The following is a 19094-nucleotide window of genomic DNA, read 5'->3' on the forward strand; positions in this document are numbered from 1 at the left end:
GGCATGTTTTCTAGTGCTTCTCGTTCATATTGTGGTGGTTCTTTCATCCCTTTACTTTAACCACTTTGACTCTTTTGTCAATTTCTTACCTGATTCTTTACGTTCTAAAGTCCATGATTCTACTTTGATTTTCGATTTGGGTTTGATAGCGGTTTTGTTAAACCTAGGCATTTATCCAAACTGTTTTCAATATCACTAATGGGTGGAGTAAAAATTGAACTAACAAGGGTTTGTTTACCTAATTCGGTACAAGTAGGTTCTGAATCTTTGTCGATTGAACCATACCAGCCACAACGTTTATTTGTATATTTTCTCCATAAATGCTCAATATCTTTAAATGTTTCACAAGGAAAACGCTCTGCCTCTTCCGCATTGTCAATTGTCCCATTACCGTTCAAATCAGCTTTAGCACCAAAGTCAGACATTAAAATTTTATAAGTAGTCCGTAATGCACCAGATCGGGCATTTTCAATATCTGTCATAGAAGCATCACCATTAACTTTCCCAAACATTTTATTATTGAGTTCAACTTCTAATTGTGGAAGCCGAGATTGTCGAATAGTCTCGACAATTCCATCCTCAGCTTTTTTCGCAATTACCCTGATAATTTGCTTATCTTGATTCTGAAACAGTGTAGGAGTGGTTTGAATTGTCTTATTTAGCGAGACTGTATCTGTCAGAATTTTGCGATAGTATGCAAGTGCTAATTGAATGTTTTCTTCTTGTCTAGTAGAGCTTAGCTTATCTGCTTCTTCCAACAAACTAGGCAATTTTTTGAGAAGCTCTTGGCTAGGTGGCTCAATACCGAGTAAGAATGCTTTTTGAGCTTTTTGAGCTTCCTGTTGCTGATGCCATGCAAACAATATAGCTACCAAAGCTGCAACTGATAATACAGCTATTGATATGGCAAGATTTATTCCTAATCGCTGACGAGCTTTATAGGCTTTTTGCCAGTTAGTGCGGTCTTCTACACTTGCCTGAATATATACTTTCTCAGTTTGGCTTAAGTCAGATTTCTGTTTCAGAAGCCAATCTTCAGCCTCAATCAATGGTTTACCTCTTAACAAAGCTTCGCGATCACATCCATTTATTTCCCACTGTTTGATAATTATTCGTAAGCGATCGCGCCAATTGAGAAAAATTTGGTTGTTTTCAAGCCAATTTCTCAATAACTGCCAGTGACGAAATAAAGCTTCATGGGTTATCTCCGCCGTTTCTCCATCTGGTTGAGTAGAGAGAGTAATCAGTCTTACCTTTGGGGCTGCAAAACTACCTATTACTTGTTTAACTTGTTCTGCTGTCCCCAAAGAAGATACAAGATTTGCAATCATTTCTCTGTGTCGAGTGTATTTGATCGTATCGCCAAGTTTAACCTGTTGCACTAGGATCAAAAAAACTCTTCGAGCAATTTGCTGCTCAATAGGACTAAATTTCTCATAAATACGTTGTGCTTCACCAGCTAAAGCTCCCCCTACTCCTCCAATTCGCTCTATTGTCGCGATTGGAGTTTCTCCTTGCCTCTTACCTTCCCAAATCTGAGATAAAGCAAACTGGAGTAATGGCAAGGCTCCTCCACGACCTTCAGTTTGCTCAATTAAAAGCTTTACAGTCGCTTCGTCAAGTGGATGTTTCGCCTGTTTTGCTGGCTCTGCGATCGCCTCTTGTAAACACTGCGTATCCATTGTTGGTACTAAGAAACCTTGCGTTGAGAACAACCGATTTAAAGTCGAATTCTTTTGCGTCTCATTCAAAAAGTCACTACGCATTGTCAGAATAACTGAGACATATTGAGATCTATCACTTGCTGCATAGAGCAAGTTGCCAATCATGGCATCTCGTATACTGTCATCTTTGCATTGGGAATAGACTTCTTCAAATTGATCTACCAATATAATTAATGGTGTTATGTCAATTTCTGGCAAGGCACTAGCGATTCTCTGCAACCCATCATATTGACCTGATTTATTCTTGAGTTTTAACTCTTCTACAAATTCCCTTGTCTTCTTTACTGGAATTAAGTCATTTTCAGCTATTCGTGCTAGCACTGTAGCTAATGCTTCTAGAGGTTGCGTTTTTGGAACTAATATTGCCACTCTTGCTTTTTCCTTCACTGGCAAAGGATGGTATCCCAAGTAAGGAATCAGTCCAGCACGAACTAGGGAAGACTTACCTGAACCCGAAGGGCCAAAAATAGGCAACAAACGAGTCTCTTTGTTTTGTAAGTCACAAAATTGTTCCCATAGATGTTGGATATCTCGCGATCTCCCGAAGAAATTAGCGCTGTCAGATTCCTGAAATGCCATTAGACCTTTATATGGGTTAGCTCCGATATCTGAAGAACTAGCTTTAGCTACTGGGCTTTCGGTTGTAGGAGGATTTATGATCGCCTGCCCACCACTAACATAAACTATGATTCCACCATAAACTTCACCGATCATTTGGCTGCGATCGCCATCTACTCTTTGATTAATCTGAGACAAAACATTCGGATTTAGCAAATCATCAGACATAGCGCTCGATTCCTTTATTTACTCGCTGATGGTCACATTTCCTTTAACATTTCCAAATACTTTGCCACCTGTAACCTGACCGATGACTTGGTTTTGGTTACCTGTTACTGTCTGATTAATTTGCAACCCAAATTTGTTATCTGAATCCGTTTCTGCCAGAATTTGGGAAATCTCCTTAGCTAAGTCTGGATTTTCCTTAAGTAAGGTTTCCAATTCTTCTTTAAATACCGCTTTACGAGCTTCACTCTCTGGTTTTGCTGCTACTTGTTCCGCAGCAATTTTTGCGTCGTCTTTTGCTTCTAACTTTGGATGGAGCTTTTCCCAGATTTTCTTAACCATCTCCCAACCATCTGTACCAATCTTGCTAGAGGCACTTTCAACAGCTTTGCCTCCCAGTTTCATTAAAGAGGGCAAAAATGAACTAAGTAGAGCTGACAATGCTGCGATATCCATATGATTCAGCCTAATTATTTAATAGCAATAAAACTAAATTCGACGGCTATACAACATTATTACTTGTCGAAATTACTTGTCGAATTATTCTAAATTAAATCATTTAAATTATATGTTTGTTTTATTACTCAAAGAAACTTAAAATTTACTGTAATTATTTTGTCACGGTAAATTATTTATATGGATCGCTAGCCGTTACAAACTGCGATCGCCACTGGAGCGGATAGCGTGAGAATATTGAGTTATCGACTTTCCCCTAGAACGCAACAAGGAATACACCATGACTGCCAAGCAAATTTTGACCACTGTTGCCTCTGCGATCGCCATGTCACTAATTGGCAATGTGGCTCAGGCTCAGGCAGATTGTCCCAAGGCTGGGGAGTTAAAGAATTTTGCTCAAATTACGGCACAGGCAGATATTTTTACTGGTTGCGATGTCACCACAGAGGTCAGTTTTGTAGGCGTTGGGTCGGGGGGATACTATGTATTTTCGGCTTACGAACTTGACGGATTGACCATGTTTCGAGTGATGCCATTGGGACAGCCGCCGAGCTTTAATCAGTTAGGAGCTTTAGAAGCTTATTCCGTAGTTATTGAACATAAAAAAGCTGATGTAGTTTTTACATTAAAAGCTGGTGATACTTTGCGTTTGCGGGGAACTATGGACTACAGAAAAGCCAATGGTTATGACACAGGCATTGCCAGCCGTGTTTTCCGTGCCCAATCTGTTGAAGTAGTGAAAAAGTAGTAGTTAAGGGTGGCGATCGCACAGAGGATCGGGTGGTGTTACAAGATGCGATCGTACTGCTGTTAATCGTGCATACTTTTCATGTCTATGGTGTTTCTTGGTATGTAGTTTCAACTTATCATGCCGCACCACCGCAGTCCCTATTTTATGAAACAATGCCATTCTCTATTATGTTGAATATCAATCAAGCTTTGCTGGGTATTGTCACTACTGCTTCTATCTCTATCCTCGCCAATAGTCCTGAAATACAAGCTGTTAAACCACCAAATCCATTAACTGGTATTTGGATCTCTGACGATAGTAATTCAGGTGTCTCTAGAATGCGTTTCACCGCAGATGGGCAAGTAATGATTTTGCCAATCGTTGCCTATGAAGACAGAATAGAATCTGAGAAAATCGCCAAGTATGTTTTTTCTGCTGACGGTAAGAAGTTAGCAGTTACAACTAGCGATCAAGTGACCACAAACTATGACGTTCAAGTGCTGGCAGGTGGTAAAGCTACTTTATTCAACCCCACAGGATCTTACTATTCCAAAAAGCTTAAATTAAGAAAGGCTTGCGAGACTTCTGAACTAACTTCTTCGCCAAAAAATCCAGTGCTTGGAACTTGGTTGATGATTGTACCCCGAGCGATGGTAGTGAGAGCAATTTTTACCTCAGACAATAAAATGATTTGGCTATCTATTGATGAGACGCAGAATTTTGCGCGTTCTGAATTCCCATATACGATCGCTCAAAACAGTCAATCATTAACAGTGGTAATCTCCGACAAAGAAAAAATCCCCTATGTTTATGCATTAAAAAACGATCATCAAATGACTTTTGAGGCAAAAACTAGGAGGGAAAAATGGAATCTATTCAAGATCTGTGACTCAACAGCACTACCTGCCATTCAACCGAAGTAGTAATGTTATCGTCGGAGAATAGCGATCACACAGAGAATTTCTCAAAACGACCAACCACTGTAAATATTTACGCCTGTTCTGGTAGAAATTATTGTTTCAATTTTCCACCAGAACAATGATCGCCTAATGTTGCAAAACCATGCCCAAAATCCCCCATTGCGATCGCTGTCTCCACAATGCCTCCAGTGAATACACTAAGAAGCACCCTAGATAATGTCTAGGGTGCTTCTTACTATGATGTGAGAATTAAACTTTAGTGCAAAGTCTGCTTGACGATTGGGCTGAAAGTACTGATCGCAAATTTTGGGGCGATCGTATGTTTCGTAAAATAAGACGAAATTTTATTGCCACATTTTTACAGATCGCCATATCGGAAAAGGACAATAGAACGCTATTTATAAAAACCGCAGCGCATTAGATATTCTGATTTTCTCTTTTGGAAATGCTCTTTTTTTGCGAGAAGTCTTGGCGGTAAGTAATGCAACAATAAATTTTAAAATCATTTCTTTGCAATCATCTTTCGATTAGTAGAAGCTTGAGCTAGATAGATGAAATTAATACTTCCACAACTGATGCAACCACTATTGCTGTCAGAGCTAAAGTGAAAAGGCGACCATTAGAGCGTCCTGAACCTAAAAGGCTAGAATTTCTTCCAAACGCAAAAAATAGAGACCAAGCTTGAGATTGGCTAATATTTTCAAAGTTGTTGAAGTTAGGAGAAAAAATAGGGGACATAGCAGTTTTTTTGTTTAAGTTCTGTTGCGTGTAATGAAACTTAACATTGTGCCATTTGTTTTGCAAGCCTTTTTCACGATGAGCTTAATATTTATGTCATTTGAAATAAGTCTTTTGATTAATAAACCCATTATGCTCAAATTAATGATGAATTCTTATCTCAAGTCAAATGGTTACTGCACAGATTGAATAAGGTGATTTAGGTATGGATCGCCATGTGTTACAAGATGCGATCTCACTTTGTAACGGATAGCGTGACATCCTAATTAATGGCAGCTTTCCCATAGAACAAGTCCCCAAAAACCAGACTTTGCCATAGGATATAAACGTTTGCAACATCCTGAAAATCCCGTCTATGCTTTACTCTCACCATCAAACGCTGCAAGATCTTCTCGTTGCCCAAAACTGGCGGGAAGCAGATTTAGAAACCAAAAAATTGACTTTTCAAATTAACCCAGAAGATCTCAAAATCGATTCTGGTTCAACTGTCAGGAAAGCACTTATTCCAAAAATTAAAGCTTTCTCAACGGAAGAACTAAAAGAAATCGATCGCCTTTGGGTCGAGCATAGCAATGGTCATTTTGGCTTTAGTGTCCAATGGCAAATTTATCAAGATATTCTTGCTGAGACAAAAGAGTTAGGGAAGGCAGTAGTTAAAGAAAAATATCCCATAGTAGGAAAGTGGGTTCCCATGACTGCGCTAGCTATTGTTCTTGGATGGCTAAGTGCAGGTGTTTACGAATGGCGTTTTGACCGTGAGACATCCTATGCAATTAATGCTCCAAAAGGTCATTTACCCACAGTTGGCAAACAAGAGCTAGGCTGGGTTTTTCATAATGGTTATTTATTGGGATGGGTTTTTAGTAATCTATACCCTGACTATTAACAAATTTTAAAAGCTGACATCCTAGCCAATCTTGAAAAAATTCCACTAGAAAATTAAGCGATCGCTATATCTATAAAAGTCAAAAGCCAATGCCTAAAATACCCGGCTGCGATCACTGCACCAACAATGCCCATAGTGCCTGCCTTGTCTGTGCGATCCATCCAAAAGGTGTTAGCAGTGATTCTTGTCCAGATTTTACAGGCGAAAGAAGCAGGGAAGAATTATGGTGTCCCGATGTTTATACTTTTGACGATCAGCAGCAACTCGTAAAATTGCCAGTTACTTATGAAACTGATCATGTTTCTCAATTGACTTGAGTGCAGCAGTATCAAATCTTTATGACTCACCCAATGTTTACGGGGATGTGTCCTCAATGTCACTATGTATATGAAGAGAATAGCGATAGCAGTAGCTGGGATTAAACCATATGTAGATGGGAAGCTTAAAAATCTAATGTTACTAATGTCGATTAGAAGGATCTTAAATTCAGGCATCAGCAACTCTTATCAAAATAGTAGAAACGAGTGATAATAGGGATTGCAATGCAGGTATAACTCAATAATTTTGTGAAAAAATGGGCTTGTTAAAGAATTAGCCTAGCGGCTGTACTAGAGAGTATTTAACAGATTCAAACACCAAAGCGAGTCAATCCTATCAAGGAGATTGACTCGCTTTTTTAATTGAGAAAAAGCCCATGACTTCATCCCCATTGAAATTCCGCAATATCCTCGGAGAACTGACCGTCTCAAAACTATACGGCGGAGAGCATTTAGGAGTAACTGCTCCAGCAAACTTTGACTTGAGAGCAGAGATTAGTAAGATTGGAAAAGCGATCGCTAAATTCTATGAACCAGCAGTAACTCAAACCAAAATAATCCAGATCCCCCCACAGTTACAAAAAGTGCTGCCGAATGCCTTTTGTGAACATGAAGGACAAATCTATCGGCGCACCGACTATCAGCTAGAACTAGTTGCAAACCAACAACAACGCATTCGCGCCGCCATGTCTGTGGCAAAGATCCTCGACCTAGTGCTGAGAATGCAGCAGTACGAAGACGAAAAAGAACTAGCCAAACTGCGCCAAATTCTCAATCAAAAATATGATGAGTTCGCAATTAGATTCGGGCATTTCACCAGCAAAGAGAATCTCAGCATCTTCCAAGAAGACCCCAACTACTATCGATTGAGAGCATTGGAAATTGACCGAGGCAAAGGCAAAAGCCCAGCTAAAGCCCCAATCTTCAATCAAAGAACAGTTAGAGCGACTCCAAGATATCGAGCAGATAATGCCAAAGATGCTCTAGTCCAGTGTCTGGATGCCAAAAGCTTTATCGACTTAGATTGGATTGCTAACCTCATCGACAAAAGCATTAGCACCGTTATTAGTGAACTAGAAGGCGATATCTTCTACAACGGCACAATCCCGCCAGTAACAGTACAAGAAACCATTAATGCTGAATGGATCACCAGAGAAGAATTCATCAGTGGCAATGTCGTCGCTCGACTTAATAAGATCGTTGCATGGCAAGAAAGCGGAGTTCCCAATTGGCTGGACATCAACAGATACCATAACACCATTAGCAGCAATCAACCTGTCCCTTGTTTACCCGAAACTCCAGACGTAGATATCAAAGTGCGCTGTGCAGTAAAGCTAGGTATTAATGTCAATGCGATGACAGCCGAAGAGTTAAAACTGCTATTGCATAACACGATCCGCGTCAGGCTAGGCACAACATGGTTGCCCGAAGATGTAATCAAAGAATTTAGCGAACAACTACTGAGTCAGGCAGGAACCAGCACCGTCAAATTTCCTTCTGAGCCTACCAACCAATGAGTAAATTTTGCTAAATAAAAAACAAGTTAATTGTGTTATTGTGTAAAAATAAGCTAGGTTAAATAAAAACATGATTTTAAATAAAAACAACATATCAATTCCTGAGTTAAAAACCGAGATCCAAAGTGTAATCGACAATATCAATGATGATAAAAGCAATGTTTTTGAGCATATACGAAAAAAATCCTTGCTATCTAAACTCAGTCGATTAAATGAAATAAGCAATATTTTGAATATTGAGAAATATAAAATTGTATTTATCGGTAAAATTGGTGCTGGTAAAACAACAGCTATATGCCATTTGTTTAATCTAGTTCAAGCTATTGATAAAAACATTGAGACTAAAAAAGGTAAAGTAAGTATAAAAGTTGTAGAACCATTGTTGTCAACTGCATCTGGTAGAACAACAATAAGTGAAGTAATTATTAAATCTGCTAAAAATATATACATTGAAATTGACCCTTACGATAGAGAAAAACTAGAACTATTAATTAATGACTTCTGTGATTCTTTTTATTGTGAAAAATCTAATAATGATGTAATTTCAACTGAAATGGAAAGAGCTCTTCGCTCAATAACAAAACTAAATAAAATCACAAAAAAAATTAAAGAAGAAGATGGAAAAATCACTTCCAAAACAGTTGATTTGGCTGAAGAAAAAGCAAAAGAGGTATCTTTAGAAGAATTCAAAAGATATGCCTTTGAAAATGCCGATTTAGATAAACGATGTTACGACAGAGTAAATAGTCTAATTTTTTGCCCTGAGGTAGTTGATCCTAAACAATGGCTTAAAGAAACTTTTGATAAAGTTAATAAAGCTGATATTCCATCTTTGTCTATTCCCAAGACGATATTCATTTACATCAACAATCAAATTTTTGGCTTGTCTGAACTAGACGGTTTTGATTCGGTTATTGATACAAAGGGTATAGATGAGAGTCCGATAAGAGCAGATCTTCTAGACTATATTGAAAGAGAAGATGTAATTTGTCTTTTTACTTCTACATATAGCGATTCACCTGAAACCAATGTTCGCGAATTGATGAAGTATTTTTTAAGTCAACACTCAAAAAAATATGAAAATAGATTCGTCTCATTTGTCATGCCACGTAAAGGTGAGCCTGAAAAAGAAAATGATGGAGACGGGACTAGAGAAGTAGGAATAGAAATTAAGAAAGGAATTGTTCAAAGTGTTTTTGATAGGCTAAATCTTAACTTTCTTAAAGATAACATCCTGTTTTATGATGCGCTTCAGTGCTATGACGAAAAGGGTAGAATAGAACGAGACTATGATGAGCAAGATGTTCAAGACATGAAAAATGAAGTGGTTTTCGCTATAAACTATGTCATTGAAAATAGAAAAGATACCTTAATCAATGAAGTATGTGAAATTAGAAATAGCTTTCAGCAAATGCAGGAAGGGAAAACTTTATCAGAACAAGAAGTTGCGCTAATAGAAATAGCAGTTGCTAAGTTAAAAGATGTCCAAAGTTTAGACAAGCGAATTCCTAGCTTCATTTATGAAGAGTTTATTGATAAATATGTTGAGTATTACTCAGAAAATTATAAAGCTTGGAATACAAAAGATGCTATTCATAGGAGATTTGGAACTTTTGAGGAAAGAGGATTTGATACATTCTTTGATGCGAAAATTGTAGCAGAAGGGCTTGATGAGAATGAGATGCTCAAAAAGTTTACAAGGAATTTGAAGAATGATGTTGAACAAATAATTAATGAATTAGGTGAATCTCTTAAAGAAATAGATAGCTTGACTCCTGAAATAAAAAGGCAATTTGAAATTCAATATGATGCATTTGTTAGCAGGGTCGGTCGTCAAATAGAGGGCTTTTTAAGAAGTAATAATGAAAATCAAATTTTTTGGGCAGAATTAATTGATCGAAGGGGAAAAGGGGCTGGATATAATCAAGATGTTTGTACAATTTTACGTAGAAAATTAGAAATACTGGATACGGGTGTTTCTGCAAGCAGGTTACTACAAGAGTATTCTGAGAGAGAATGGAAAAACACTATACAAATAATTCTAGATTTTTTTGTCTCTAAGTAGATGTCTGTAAATTGCTTTGGTAATTCGATTGAAATCTATGAATACTCAATTAATAACATTAGTTATACAGACTGTCTAATCCGAAAAAGAAGAGTAGTTTTATACCCAGAAGAAAGAGTAAGGCAAGCATTAATCTTGTATTTAGTTAACTTTACTAATATTAATGCTGACAACTATGTAATTAAGGTGGAGTATAAAAATTTAGATATTGCTATATATCAGAAGCATAAAATTAAATATTTTCAGCCTGCCTGTCCTCCAATTTTAATAATTGAGGTAAAGAATCAATTTGTTGATGTTTTAAATTTTGAATCTCAGTTGCTTAAATATTTAAGCTTAAATTCTTGCAATAATGGTATATTGACGAACTGTAGACAGTTGTATATATATTCAAAAAATAATAATTTTATCAAGACTAATTTAACTCTTTGTGAACTAGATAAGGTTTTGATCCAAGATAACTTTGATAAGGATATAGATCTTTTTGAAGATGCCAGAAATGGCAATATTGATAGCTTTTTGAAGCTAATTGAAAAATATGGAAAATCCAATACTATTACATTTCAATGTTCTATTTATAAAATGCCAATAGATACTTTTTTCGTGTCACATTCAATGGACTATATTTTCTTTGATTTATGTGGAGTAAAATCAAAGAAAAATCAACCAAAAATTAGAAAAAATGATTTTATTAAGTTGATTTCAATTTGTGGTCATTAACTAAGTGTAAAAAAGTGTGAACTAAATTCATCTGACTTTTGTGTTTGTTATCAGGTTTTGTTTTACTGATCTCTATAATTCACTCTTGTACGTGGTGAGAAATGCGATCGCCGCTAAGCTAACCGCAGCGCAAGAAACTCTCGAACGAGATAGACAAGAACTGCCAATTCTCCAAAATCGAGTCAGTCAACCCTTTGATCAAGCACAGGAATACGAGCAGAAATCAAATCGGTTAGGATTCTTGAAGGAGATGTTTGATGCGATCGCCAATGAATCTCCTGTAGATGATAGTGGAGCCGACTATGCATTAGAGGGAGAAGACTTGGAAGAATCGCGAGAAATCTTCTGGGAAAGAGACTCTAGGGCATCTCAACTAGAGCCACCATCAACAGCGATCATTGAAGGATTGAGGCAGAGACAGTTTGAGGATTGGGTAGCCCCAGACTCAGAAAACTGGCTAGAGCAAATCGCGCAACTTGTCGGAGATCTGGAACTACCCATGAGTAGCGTGAAACTACCAAATTTGACTGAAAGCAAATCAATGTCTGAATTTACGTTATTAGACAAACAACTTATGATTCCAACAAAGAACACAAAAGAGCAAAGAGAACAATTGACATTGTTCTAAATTAATTAAGGTATTGGAGTAAGTATTTGCTTGGCGGATGCTTACTCCTGTGCTATGACTTTACTAGATAATCCTCAGAACAAGAACCATTCTATTAATGGACAACGCATTACCAACTTTGCCTTTAGATATCGATATTGAAAGCAAAGCAGTCTTAAAAAAACTGGCAAAAGCACATCAAGCACTTGCCGAGTTAAAAGGAGTTGCCGCAAGTATTCCTAACCAAAGCATCTTGATTAATACTCTATCTTTACAAGAAGCGAAAGATAGCTCAGCAATTGAAAATATCATCACAACCCATGATGATTTGTATCGAAGCGATAGTCTTGCCGAGCAGTTTGTTAGTCTCGCCGCAAAGGAGGTATATAACTATGCCACAGCCTTACGGAATGGATTTATCCAAGTTAAACAGACGGGACTATTGACGAACAACGACATTCTCAAAATACACGCTTGTATAGAAGAAAATCGTGCTGGCTACCGCAAACTATCTGGCACTGCATTGAAGAACGATCAGACAGGAGAGACAGTTTATACACCACCTCAGCACTATGACGAAATAGTAGCGTTGATGAGTAATCTCGAAAAATTTATAAATGATGATATTCTCTGTGACTGGGACGAACTCATCAAAATGGCAGTAATCCATCATCAATTTGAAAGCATACATCCGTTTTATGATGGCAATGGCAGAACAGGAAGAATCATCAACATCTTATATCTGGTCAAGCAAGGCTTACTCGGTAGTCCAGTCCTGTATCTTTCACGCTATATCAACCAATCTAAAACTGAATATTATCGTTTGTTACAAGAGGTTCGCACTGAAGGAAACTGGGAAGACTGGCTAATATTCATGCTAGAAGGGATTGAGCAGACTTCTCGACAAACCATAGTGTTAATTCACAGCATTAGGGATTTGATGCAGCAATACAAAATAAAATTAAGAGGAGAACTACCCAAAATCTATAGTCAAGATTTGCTCAACATTATTTTTAGTCATCCCTACAGCAAAGTAGAATTTGTCGTCCAAAGTTTACAGGTAACGCGCCTCACTGCAACAAGATACTTAAACGAAATGACCAGAATAGGATTGATGAGTAGGCAAAAACTAGGACGGGATAACTACTACATTAACATTGCGCTGTTTAACTTATTGAGTAATGTGCATGGAAAGTAAGTTTTCATAATATGTATAGAAAAGCAGGTTTTTCTATACATATTATGAAAACATGTATAGAAAAACCTGCTTTTCTATACATGTCAGCTTTAGTTTGACTTTTTCTACTTCATACCTCAGTCGGAAATCAAGACAATCATCTCCCATAACATCTTGAGGATGTACTGAGCAACCATTGCGATAAATTTGACAAGTTGGGCATTGAGATAAATTCATCCTGATTTTGAGCAATCTCCTAACTCACGCTGAATGTTAGATAGAAATTGGAGAATCGCTTCATCAAAAGATTCTGGTGCGACTAAAAAAGCCCAATGGTTTCCATCCACTTTACAGATTTGGAGATTTGAGCAGTAGATTTTATAGGGTTTAAGCTGCCATTCAGATTGGTTTAGTCCTTGCTTTGGTTGGACAAAAAGAGTTGGTACAGTGATGGATTGGTTTAGCCCGTCAATTCCTAAAATTGCTTCAAAAATAAGATTTCGTGCATGAACTGGAAACTTACTGCGCCAAGAACCATCTGGTTGCTCGGCAATCGTAGCCCGAAAGACAGCTTCTTGGAATGGAGTCCAATCACGATATTGCTTAAGGGTTCGAGCAATTTTCTCGGCTTCGGCGTAGGTAGGGAATGTGCCCACAATTTTTAAGAAAGGTAAGACGCGATAGAAAAGAGGAAAAGTATGTCTTACCCACCAAGGGAAACGTCCCATGAAAAAGGGATCGACAAAAATCAAACTACGAAAACGTTGTGGTGATTGTTGTGCCCAAAGGGAAACAGTTTTGGCACTCCATGAATGAGCAATAATATGAGCACTTTGCCATCCTAGAGATAGCATTAAGCCTTCTAAGTCATCAATAATGCTCTCAAAGGAGTAATTATCAGTAGGTTTGGTACTTTCTCCATGTCCACGTAGATCGGGAGCGACAACACAATAGCGATCGCTTTGAGACGTAACAAACTGCCCAAAATGTGACCAAACTAGACCACAGTCCGCCATGCCATGTAAACATAGAACAGGCTCTTTCCCCTGTCCCCAAGATAGATATGACAATTGTAAATTTGGCAGTTCAATCGTATGGCGATCGGTCATAATGCGTCATCAATATTTGAGTAGACTACAGGCTAAAAAACTTTTCAGGTACTTAAGAAAATAAAGCAAAGCTGTAACTCAATCTTAGCTTATGCAAATTCTTCCGAGTTCGCATCATAATTTTGAAGGCTTTCAGAAAAATGCGCTATCGCTAAAAGTCTGTGAAGATTTGAGATGTAAAAATGAACAAAGAAAATTGCCAAATGTCACTATATAAAAATAGCAAATATAGCAACGTAAGAGATAGCTCGGACAAAAATCAAAACCCAAAAGAAGAGGGGCGGCGCGAAGCGCCGCCCCTCTTCTTTTGGGTTTTATGTCCTAAGCAAAACTTACATTGCTATATTATGTAATAGTGAGTTTCAAGTTATCAATAAAAAAGATAGCATCTAGGCTCAAAGACTATTATGGGTGCAAAATTATCGAATGCAATCGAGATGCAGTGGCTTTCTTGCCTTCAAAATCTGGAACAATTCAGCAAATGCTAGAAAGTGGAAAAATACAAGACTGCACTGAAAAATTTAAACATATAAACCAGTGCAATTGAACTAAACTTGCCCATTCTACTACAAGAGTATGGGTAAGCTAATTTTCTATCACAAAGGTCTGTCAAAAGTCCTTAGCAGGAGTTTCGTGACGAATATAAGGAGTAGAGCCAAGTAATGGTGTGGAAATATAATGCATCTGACTTACCCAGTGGCAGCGAATCGCGGCAAAGCCATGTGGAATTCATTCGTGTAAACCTTGAACTACTGCTAGCAGTAGCATGGCACGGCTATGAAAGCGAAGGAAGAGGAGCGATCATCATCGATGTCAGCAAATCGAAAGAATCGCAAATCGGCATCAGCCCCTATCAAAAATGGCTGAACTCCGAAAGCTATGGCTGCTATCTAAGCCAAGCCACAGCAGATCGCATTGCCAAAGAATCGGGATATCCCAACCCATTCCAAAAGGAAGAGAAGAGACAGATCAGGGAATATAAACCTGACAACCAAGTTGTAGTCTGCTTTATCCGCACCGATGGCGGATTTAGCTCCTATGTGATCGCACATCCATTCCTGACCGCTAAACAAGCCTATGAAGTCAATAAAAACAGACTGCAAGCAGAATTTGCCGTAGATAAGCCAGACTAAATCCAATCCCAATATGCAACATCCAAAAGCCTCCCGATGTAAATCAGGAGGCTAATTTGTTATGGAGTCAAATATGACCACCAAAAGATACAAAAGCATCCTGTGCGGACGATTGCGACTAGAGATCGCTGTCCAACCAGAACAGCATAATTCAGAAAAAAAGTACCCAAAAATCATCCACAAGCAACTCCGTCGCCAATTTAGAAGAAGGAAGCAATTAGCGCTTAGCGCTTAGTTCAGCCTCAATCTACAACATCCCAAAAGCCAAAAGCTAACAGTCAAAAAAAAAGCCATGAACACAGCCACCATGATCGCCACGCAGCAAGCATTGATTGACAAAGGAGCCGAATATTTAGGCGACCTCATCGCATGGTCAATCAGTGCTGAAACCAGACTCAGTGAAACCACTCTGAAACTTGCCGCCGAGCAAGTAAATCTTGACTTCAGCTACCTCCCCGAAAGCCCAAATAAGCTGAGTGCATTTAAAAATGCCCGCACCAAAACCCAGACCCAACTGAGTAACCACAATCTCCTTATTCGTCAAATCTCCAATAATGGCGTACTAGTCTATGGATTTGTCTTAGAGAACAAAAACGAGAAAGACAAAAAGCTGCGCTATAACCAACTTGCGTCCTATAGCTTCGATAAGAGTAACGAGACAACCAATTGGAACCGAGAAGACTGGAGTAGTGACAATGAATCCCTGATCGACATCGCCAGAACCACCTTCGACAAATGGTACACATGGAGCCAAGAAATCACTAGCAAAGAAATCCGTGCCATGCTGACCGAATTTGTCAAAAAATCAGGAGTGCCATTTCGAGAACGAGGCGGCACATACTTTGTGGCAAGAAGCTATCGGTTAGAATTAACCGCCTTTCGCGAACTGCTACCCCTAATTCACCGCGAAAACAACATCCGCTGGATGCCGATCGCAGGCATCGGTGACATGGACATCATCGCGAGGCAATCCCTTGAAAAGGAAGTGCAGTCGATGTCCAGTTACCTAGACGAACTGCTAGATCCTCAAAAAGTATCAGAGACCAAAGGTAGCACCCTGAAGAACCAACTCAAGGTATATCGGGAAGTAGAAGACAAAACCAAAATGCTGTCTGAACTATTGCAGTTTCGCTCCGATGCTCTGACCGACAAACTCGCCAAACTGCGCCAACGTTGCCTGAACGTATTGGATGAAATTGCGACAAATACAGCAGTTGAAAGTCCAGAAGCGCAATCCCATCAAGCAGAAGCAAGTATCTGTGAATCAGAAGAAACCTACTCCATTGAAACCAGCCTAATTCCTGAAACAACAGAAGAGAACCCAGACAACCTATTCGATCTCGGCTTCTAGCGAAGGATCTCGGGAGTAGCCAACGCGCTACTCCCTATTCAATATCAAATATCAAGAGGAACTCAACAATGATAGCTACCGAAATCGCCCAGAACAATGGACATATCACCGCATTGACCGTAACCAATAAATCGCCTTTGGAGAAATTACAACAACTGCGAGAACAATTGCAAAACGTTTACCTAGACCGCAGCGAAGCGATCGACCTGATCATGGTGGGACTGCTATCGAAAATGCATATTTTCTTAGGAGGAAAACCAGGCACAGGCAAAACTGAACTTGCGAAAGCCGTCTCTGATGCAATCACAGGAACCACCTTCTTTCATTACCTGATGACTAAAACCACCGTCGCCGAAGAAGTGTTAGGAGCACCCGACCTCGCCGAACTGCAAAAAGGCAAATTCGTGCGCGACACCGAAGCAATGTTACCCGAAGCGCACCTAGCGTTAATGGATGAAATCGGCAAAGCAAATAGCATTGTCCGTAACTCCGCACTAGGACTAATGAATGAACGAGAATTTCTCAACGGCAAAACCAAACTCCAGTCACCATTAATCACCATGATTGGCTGCTCCAACGAACTCCTAGATGGAGAAGAAGACGGAGCATTCTGGGATCGGCTGAGCCTGCGGTACATGGTGGATTACTTGGGCGATGAAGATCTGCGAATACTGCTGCTTCGCAAGACTGGCAACATCTACTCACCCAAAATCACCACCATGCTGAGCCTAGCCGAACTAGAGCAAATGCAAACCGATGTGAAAAACGTGACATTTCCTGCCCCAGTGATCGACTCCCTGATCGACCTGCAACGAGAACTAAAGAAAGAAAACTACATCGTCAGCACCAGAAAATACGTGCAGATTGTCACCATTCTCAAAGCCTATGCTTATTTGCAAGAAGAACCCGAAGTCAGCGAAGACAGCTTTGAAATTCTCAACCATGTAATCTGGAACCATCCCAGAGAGCAAGCACTGATCAGAAAAATCGTTGCCAAAGTTGGCAATCCCGTGAATATCCAAGCTCAAGAAATCCTCGCCGCCATCACCGAAAAGCTGTCCGACTTGGGAAACTGTCCCACCTATGGCACAAAGAAACAGCAAGATGATTGGGCAACCGAAGGCTCAGGAGTATTGTCCGATATGCGAAACATGATCGACAGACTGCAAAGCCTGATTGCTCAACACCCAAACAGGGCAAAGAAAGCCCAACAAGCGATCGCCGAAATCGAATCCAAGAAGAAACCATTACTAGCGAAAGTCAGTGAAATCATGTACGGCGCGTAGAGAACCAACCAAGAGAGAGCAGATAATCTGCTCTCTTAAATTATCCAGATTCTAGAGAACAAAAATGCAAGAACCATTAGTGTATGTAATCCCCAAATGGACAGAGTTATGTATAGATGATTTTAAAGAAAAGTCACCCAGACTGAATGATGTTATCGAAGAAGGCGATCTCAAAATCTACAACTTTGAAACCTTTGTTAGCGAAACCTATCATCGGCTGTACGATCGCCAACCCAACCGACTCGAAGATAGCGCCATCAAACCCGAAAACAAAATCTGGATCGCCATCCACCAACAGATGAGCGAACTAGAAGTATTCCAACAATTTAGCAACCGCCTGAACGGAGATGAATTCCTCTCAGGTATTGGCACAACCGCCCTATGCATTGTGATCGTCGAAATGTTGCCAGAACCAGCCGAGCCATTAGAAGACCCAGAAGTAATCAGAAAACAACTGCGGGGCATCTTTGAAGCTTTGCAAGGGCAGACACCCAATGCAGCACTGATGCTAAAAATTCAACAGTTAAAACAACAAGGTCTAGAAGTCCGACTTGCTTGTGAAGCCTACGCCGACTCAATTAGCAATGCCGAAATCGAAACCGCATTAATCGCAGGAATTAGAAAAGCCGAAGCCGAAATGCAAGCCATTGCTGAGAGCTTATCAGCCTTCAGTGGAGGCAACAATTACAGCAACGAAACCCAACTAAAAATTGCCGACAAAATCCAATTAGCCCAGAGAATTCAAGCATCGCCAAAACTGCAAGTAATCGCCGAACTCGCAGGAAAGAAAATCGCGATCGCTGCCAAGATACAACGCAGCAAAGTCAAAGAAGGACGCACCGAAATAGTAGGAGTAACCACAGGCAACGACCTAACCCGCTTACTGCCTTGTGAGTTAGTCAAACTCACCCAACCCGCACTATTTCCGATATTTGCCCAAGGCTATATCGAGCGATCGCTCCTGCAACGAGAACTAATCAGCAGAGAACCCCTAGCCAGAGGACCAATCATTATTTGTCTAGATTCGAGTGGATCGATGCAAGGTCAAGCAGAAATCTGGAGCAAAGCAATCGCCCTCGCGCTATTGAGTATCGCCGTCAGTCAAAAGCGCCATTGCCGCATCTTGCACTTCACAGATGTAGTGGAGCGGATCGACGACTTTGCAGGCGAAATCCCCGATACCAATCGCGTGATTGACTGCATCGAAAAGTTCTACAACGGCGGCAGTACAAGTTTTACATCCGCCCTAACGGGAGCATTAGCATCAATCCAACAGCACGAACAAACCAAGAAAGCCGACGTGGTGTTAATCACCGATGGACTAGACAACCCATCATCCATATTCATGGAGCAATGGCAAGCAGACAGGAAAAAGTATGAATTTAGCTGCTATGGCATCTTGATTACCTGTGGCAACCTTAGCAACTACGAAAGCACGATCAACAAATTATGCGATCGCTATGTGGAAATAGAAGATCTCACAGACGACAGCGAAGTATCCGACTGTCTATACAGCATCTAAACAAACATTTAAAAGCCAGAATAGGCGGCGCATCGCGCCGCCTATTCTGGCTT

16 protein-coding genes are annotated in these 19094 nt (G+C 39.7%); 13 read left to right on the plus strand and 3 right to left on the minus strand.

Annotated elements, in window-relative coordinates; translation table 11 throughout:
• Window positions 1-119: 119 nt before the first annotated feature.
• Both H6G05_RS17620 and H6G05_RS17625 read right to left on the minus strand, forming a co-directional pair.
• Window positions 120-2510 carry an ATP-binding protein gene (locus H6G05_RS17620; RefSeq protein ID WP_190579864.1) on the minus strand — a complete coding sequence of 797 codons (2391 nt, stop codon included), beginning with the start codon at window positions 2508-2510 and terminating at the stop codon, window positions 120-122.
• Between the two features lie 18 nt (window positions 2511-2528).
• Window positions 2529-2963: a hypothetical protein gene (locus H6G05_RS17625; protein ID WP_190579866.1), complete on the minus strand. Its 435-nt coding sequence runs from the start codon at window positions 2961-2963 to the stop codon at window positions 2529-2531.
• 280 nt (window positions 2964-3243) lie between these two features.
• Between H6G05_RS17625 and H6G05_RS17630 the strand changes: the two genes are divergently transcribed.
• The 9 genes from H6G05_RS17630 to H6G05_RS17675 all read left to right on the plus strand — a co-directional run bounded on the left by H6G05_RS17630 (window position 3244) and on the right by H6G05_RS17675 (window position 12661).
• On the plus strand, window positions 3244-3711 hold the full coding sequence (locus H6G05_RS17630) for a hypothetical protein (RefSeq protein WP_190579868.1): 468 nt from the start codon (window positions 3244-3246) through the stop codon (window positions 3709-3711).
• A gap of 32 nt (window positions 3712-3743) precedes the next feature.
• Window positions 3744-4616, plus strand: a complete 873-nt coding sequence (locus H6G05_RS17635; RefSeq protein WP_190579870.1) for a hypothetical protein — start codon at window positions 3744-3746, stop codon at window positions 4614-4616.
• Window positions 4617-5706: 1090 nt separating this feature from the next.
• Window positions 5707-6237, plus strand: coding sequence for a GUN4 domain-containing protein (locus tag H6G05_RS17645; RefSeq protein WP_190579872.1), 531 nt, complete (start codon window positions 5707-5709; stop codon window positions 6235-6237).
• An 89-nt stretch (window positions 6238-6326) separates the two neighbouring features.
• Entirely contained in the window at window positions 6327-6554 is a 228-nt protein-coding gene (locus tag H6G05_RS17650; protein ID WP_190579873.1) for a hypothetical protein, read from the plus strand.
• Window positions 6555-6931: 377 nt separating this feature from the next.
• Complete coding sequence (locus tag H6G05_RS17655) at window positions 6932-8071, plus strand: hypothetical protein (RefSeq protein WP_190579875.1); 1140 nt, start codon at window positions 6932-6934, stop codon at window positions 8069-8071.
• A 70-nt stretch (window positions 8072-8141) separates the two neighbouring features.
• Window positions 8142-10136: a hypothetical protein gene (locus H6G05_RS17660; protein ID WP_190404854.1), complete on the plus strand. Its 1995-nt coding sequence runs from the start codon at window positions 8142-8144 to the stop codon at window positions 10134-10136.
• Window positions 10137-10856 carry a type I restriction enzyme HsdR N-terminal domain-containing protein gene (locus H6G05_RS17665; RefSeq protein ID WP_190579877.1) on the plus strand — a complete coding sequence of 240 codons (720 nt, stop codon included), beginning with the start codon at window positions 10137-10139 and terminating at the stop codon, window positions 10854-10856.
• Window positions 10857-10941: 85 nt separating this feature from the next.
• Entirely contained in the window at window positions 10942-11484 is a 543-nt protein-coding gene (locus tag H6G05_RS17670) for a hypothetical protein (protein ID WP_190579879.1), read from the plus strand.
• Between the two features lie 97 nt (window positions 11485-11581).
• The gene (locus H6G05_RS17675; protein ID WP_190579881.1) at window positions 11582-12661 is read left to right on the plus strand and encodes a Fic family protein; all 1080 of its coding nucleotides are present in this window, start codon (window positions 11582-11584) and stop codon (window positions 12659-12661) included.
• Between the two features lie 212 nt (window positions 12662-12873).
• On the opposite strand, the gene H6G05_RS17680 is transcribed toward H6G05_RS17675, so the two are convergent.
• Window positions 12874-13749: an alpha/beta fold hydrolase gene (locus H6G05_RS17680; RefSeq protein WP_190579884.1), complete on the minus strand. Its 876-nt coding sequence runs from the start codon at window positions 13747-13749 to the stop codon at window positions 12874-12876.
• Window positions 13750-14411: 662 nt separating this feature from the next.
• Between H6G05_RS17680 and H6G05_RS17685 the strand changes: the two genes are divergently transcribed.
• The 4 genes from H6G05_RS17685 to H6G05_RS17700 all read left to right on the plus strand — a co-directional run bounded on the left by H6G05_RS17685 (window position 14412) and on the right by H6G05_RS17700 (window position 19041).
• On the plus strand, window positions 14412-14882 hold the full coding sequence (locus H6G05_RS17685; protein WP_190579886.1) for a hypothetical protein: 471 nt from the start codon (window positions 14412-14414) through the stop codon (window positions 14880-14882).
• A 292-nt stretch (window positions 14883-15174) separates the two neighbouring features.
• Window positions 15175-16233: a DUF6744 family protein gene (locus H6G05_RS17690; RefSeq protein WP_190579888.1), complete on the plus strand. Its 1059-nt coding sequence runs from the start codon at window positions 15175-15177 to the stop codon at window positions 16231-16233.
• Window positions 16234-16301: 68 nt separating this feature from the next.
• Complete coding sequence (locus tag H6G05_RS17695) at window positions 16302-17519, plus strand: AAA family ATPase (RefSeq protein ID WP_190579890.1); 1218 nt, start codon at window positions 16302-16304, stop codon at window positions 17517-17519.
• A gap of 64 nt (window positions 17520-17583) precedes the next feature.
• A complete protein-coding gene (locus tag H6G05_RS17700) occupies window positions 17584-19041 on the plus strand; it encodes a vWA domain-containing protein (RefSeq protein ID WP_190579892.1) in 1458 nt (485 codons plus the stop codon).
• Window positions 19042-19094: the final 53 nt, after the last annotated feature.

This window comes from Phormidium tenue FACHB-1050, assembly GCF_014696925.1.
Taxonomy (GTDB): Bacteria; Cyanobacteriota; Cyanobacteriia; order Pseudanabaenales; family Pseudanabaenaceae; genus Pseudanabaena.

What these genes read in the sequence shown, in the direction of transcription:
- H6G05_RS17685 (WP_190579886.1), top strand. Translation starts at nt 14,412, where the DNA reads ATGGTGTGGAAATATAATGCATCTGACTTACCCAGTGGCAGCGAATCG.
- H6G05_RS17690 (WP_190579888.1), top strand. Translation starts at nt 15,175, where the DNA reads ATGAACACAGCCACCATGATCGCCACGCAGCAAGCATTGATTGACAAA.
- H6G05_RS17620 (WP_190579864.1), bottom strand. Translation starts at nt 2,510, where the DNA reads ATGTCTGATGATTTGCTAAATCCGAATGTTTTGTCTCAGATTAATCAA.
- H6G05_RS17695 (WP_190579890.1), top strand. Translation starts at nt 16,302, where the DNA reads ATGATAGCTACCGAAATCGCCCAGAACAATGGACATATCACCGCATTG.
- H6G05_RS17665 (WP_190579877.1), top strand. Translation starts at nt 10,137, where the DNA reads ATGTCTGTAAATTGCTTTGGTAATTCGATTGAAATCTATGAATACTCA.
- H6G05_RS17660 (WP_190404854.1), top strand. Translation starts at nt 8,142, where the DNA reads ATGATTTTAAATAAAAACAACATATCAATTCCTGAGTTAAAAACCGAG.
- H6G05_RS17625 (WP_190579866.1), bottom strand. Translation starts at nt 2,963, where the DNA reads ATGGATATCGCAGCATTGTCAGCTCTACTTAGTTCATTTTTGCCCTCT.
- H6G05_RS17700 (WP_190579892.1), top strand. Translation starts at nt 17,584, where the DNA reads ATGCAAGAACCATTAGTGTATGTAATCCCCAAATGGACAGAGTTATGT.
- H6G05_RS17655 (WP_190579875.1), top strand. Translation starts at nt 6,932, where the DNA reads ATGACTTCATCCCCATTGAAATTCCGCAATATCCTCGGAGAACTGACC.
- H6G05_RS17680 (WP_190579884.1), bottom strand. Translation starts at nt 13,749, where the DNA reads ATGACCGATCGCCATACGATTGAACTGCCAAATTTACAATTGTCATAT.
- H6G05_RS17645 (WP_190579872.1), top strand. Translation starts at nt 5,707, where the DNA reads ATGCTTTACTCTCACCATCAAACGCTGCAAGATCTTCTCGTTGCCCAA.
- H6G05_RS17675 (WP_190579881.1), top strand. Translation starts at nt 11,582, where the DNA reads ATGGACAACGCATTACCAACTTTGCCTTTAGATATCGATATTGAAAGC.
- H6G05_RS17630 (WP_190579868.1), top strand. Translation starts at nt 3,244, where the DNA reads ATGACTGCCAAGCAAATTTTGACCACTGTTGCCTCTGCGATCGCCATG.
- H6G05_RS17650 (WP_190579873.1), top strand. Translation starts at nt 6,327, where the DNA reads ATGCCTAAAATACCCGGCTGCGATCACTGCACCAACAATGCCCATAGT.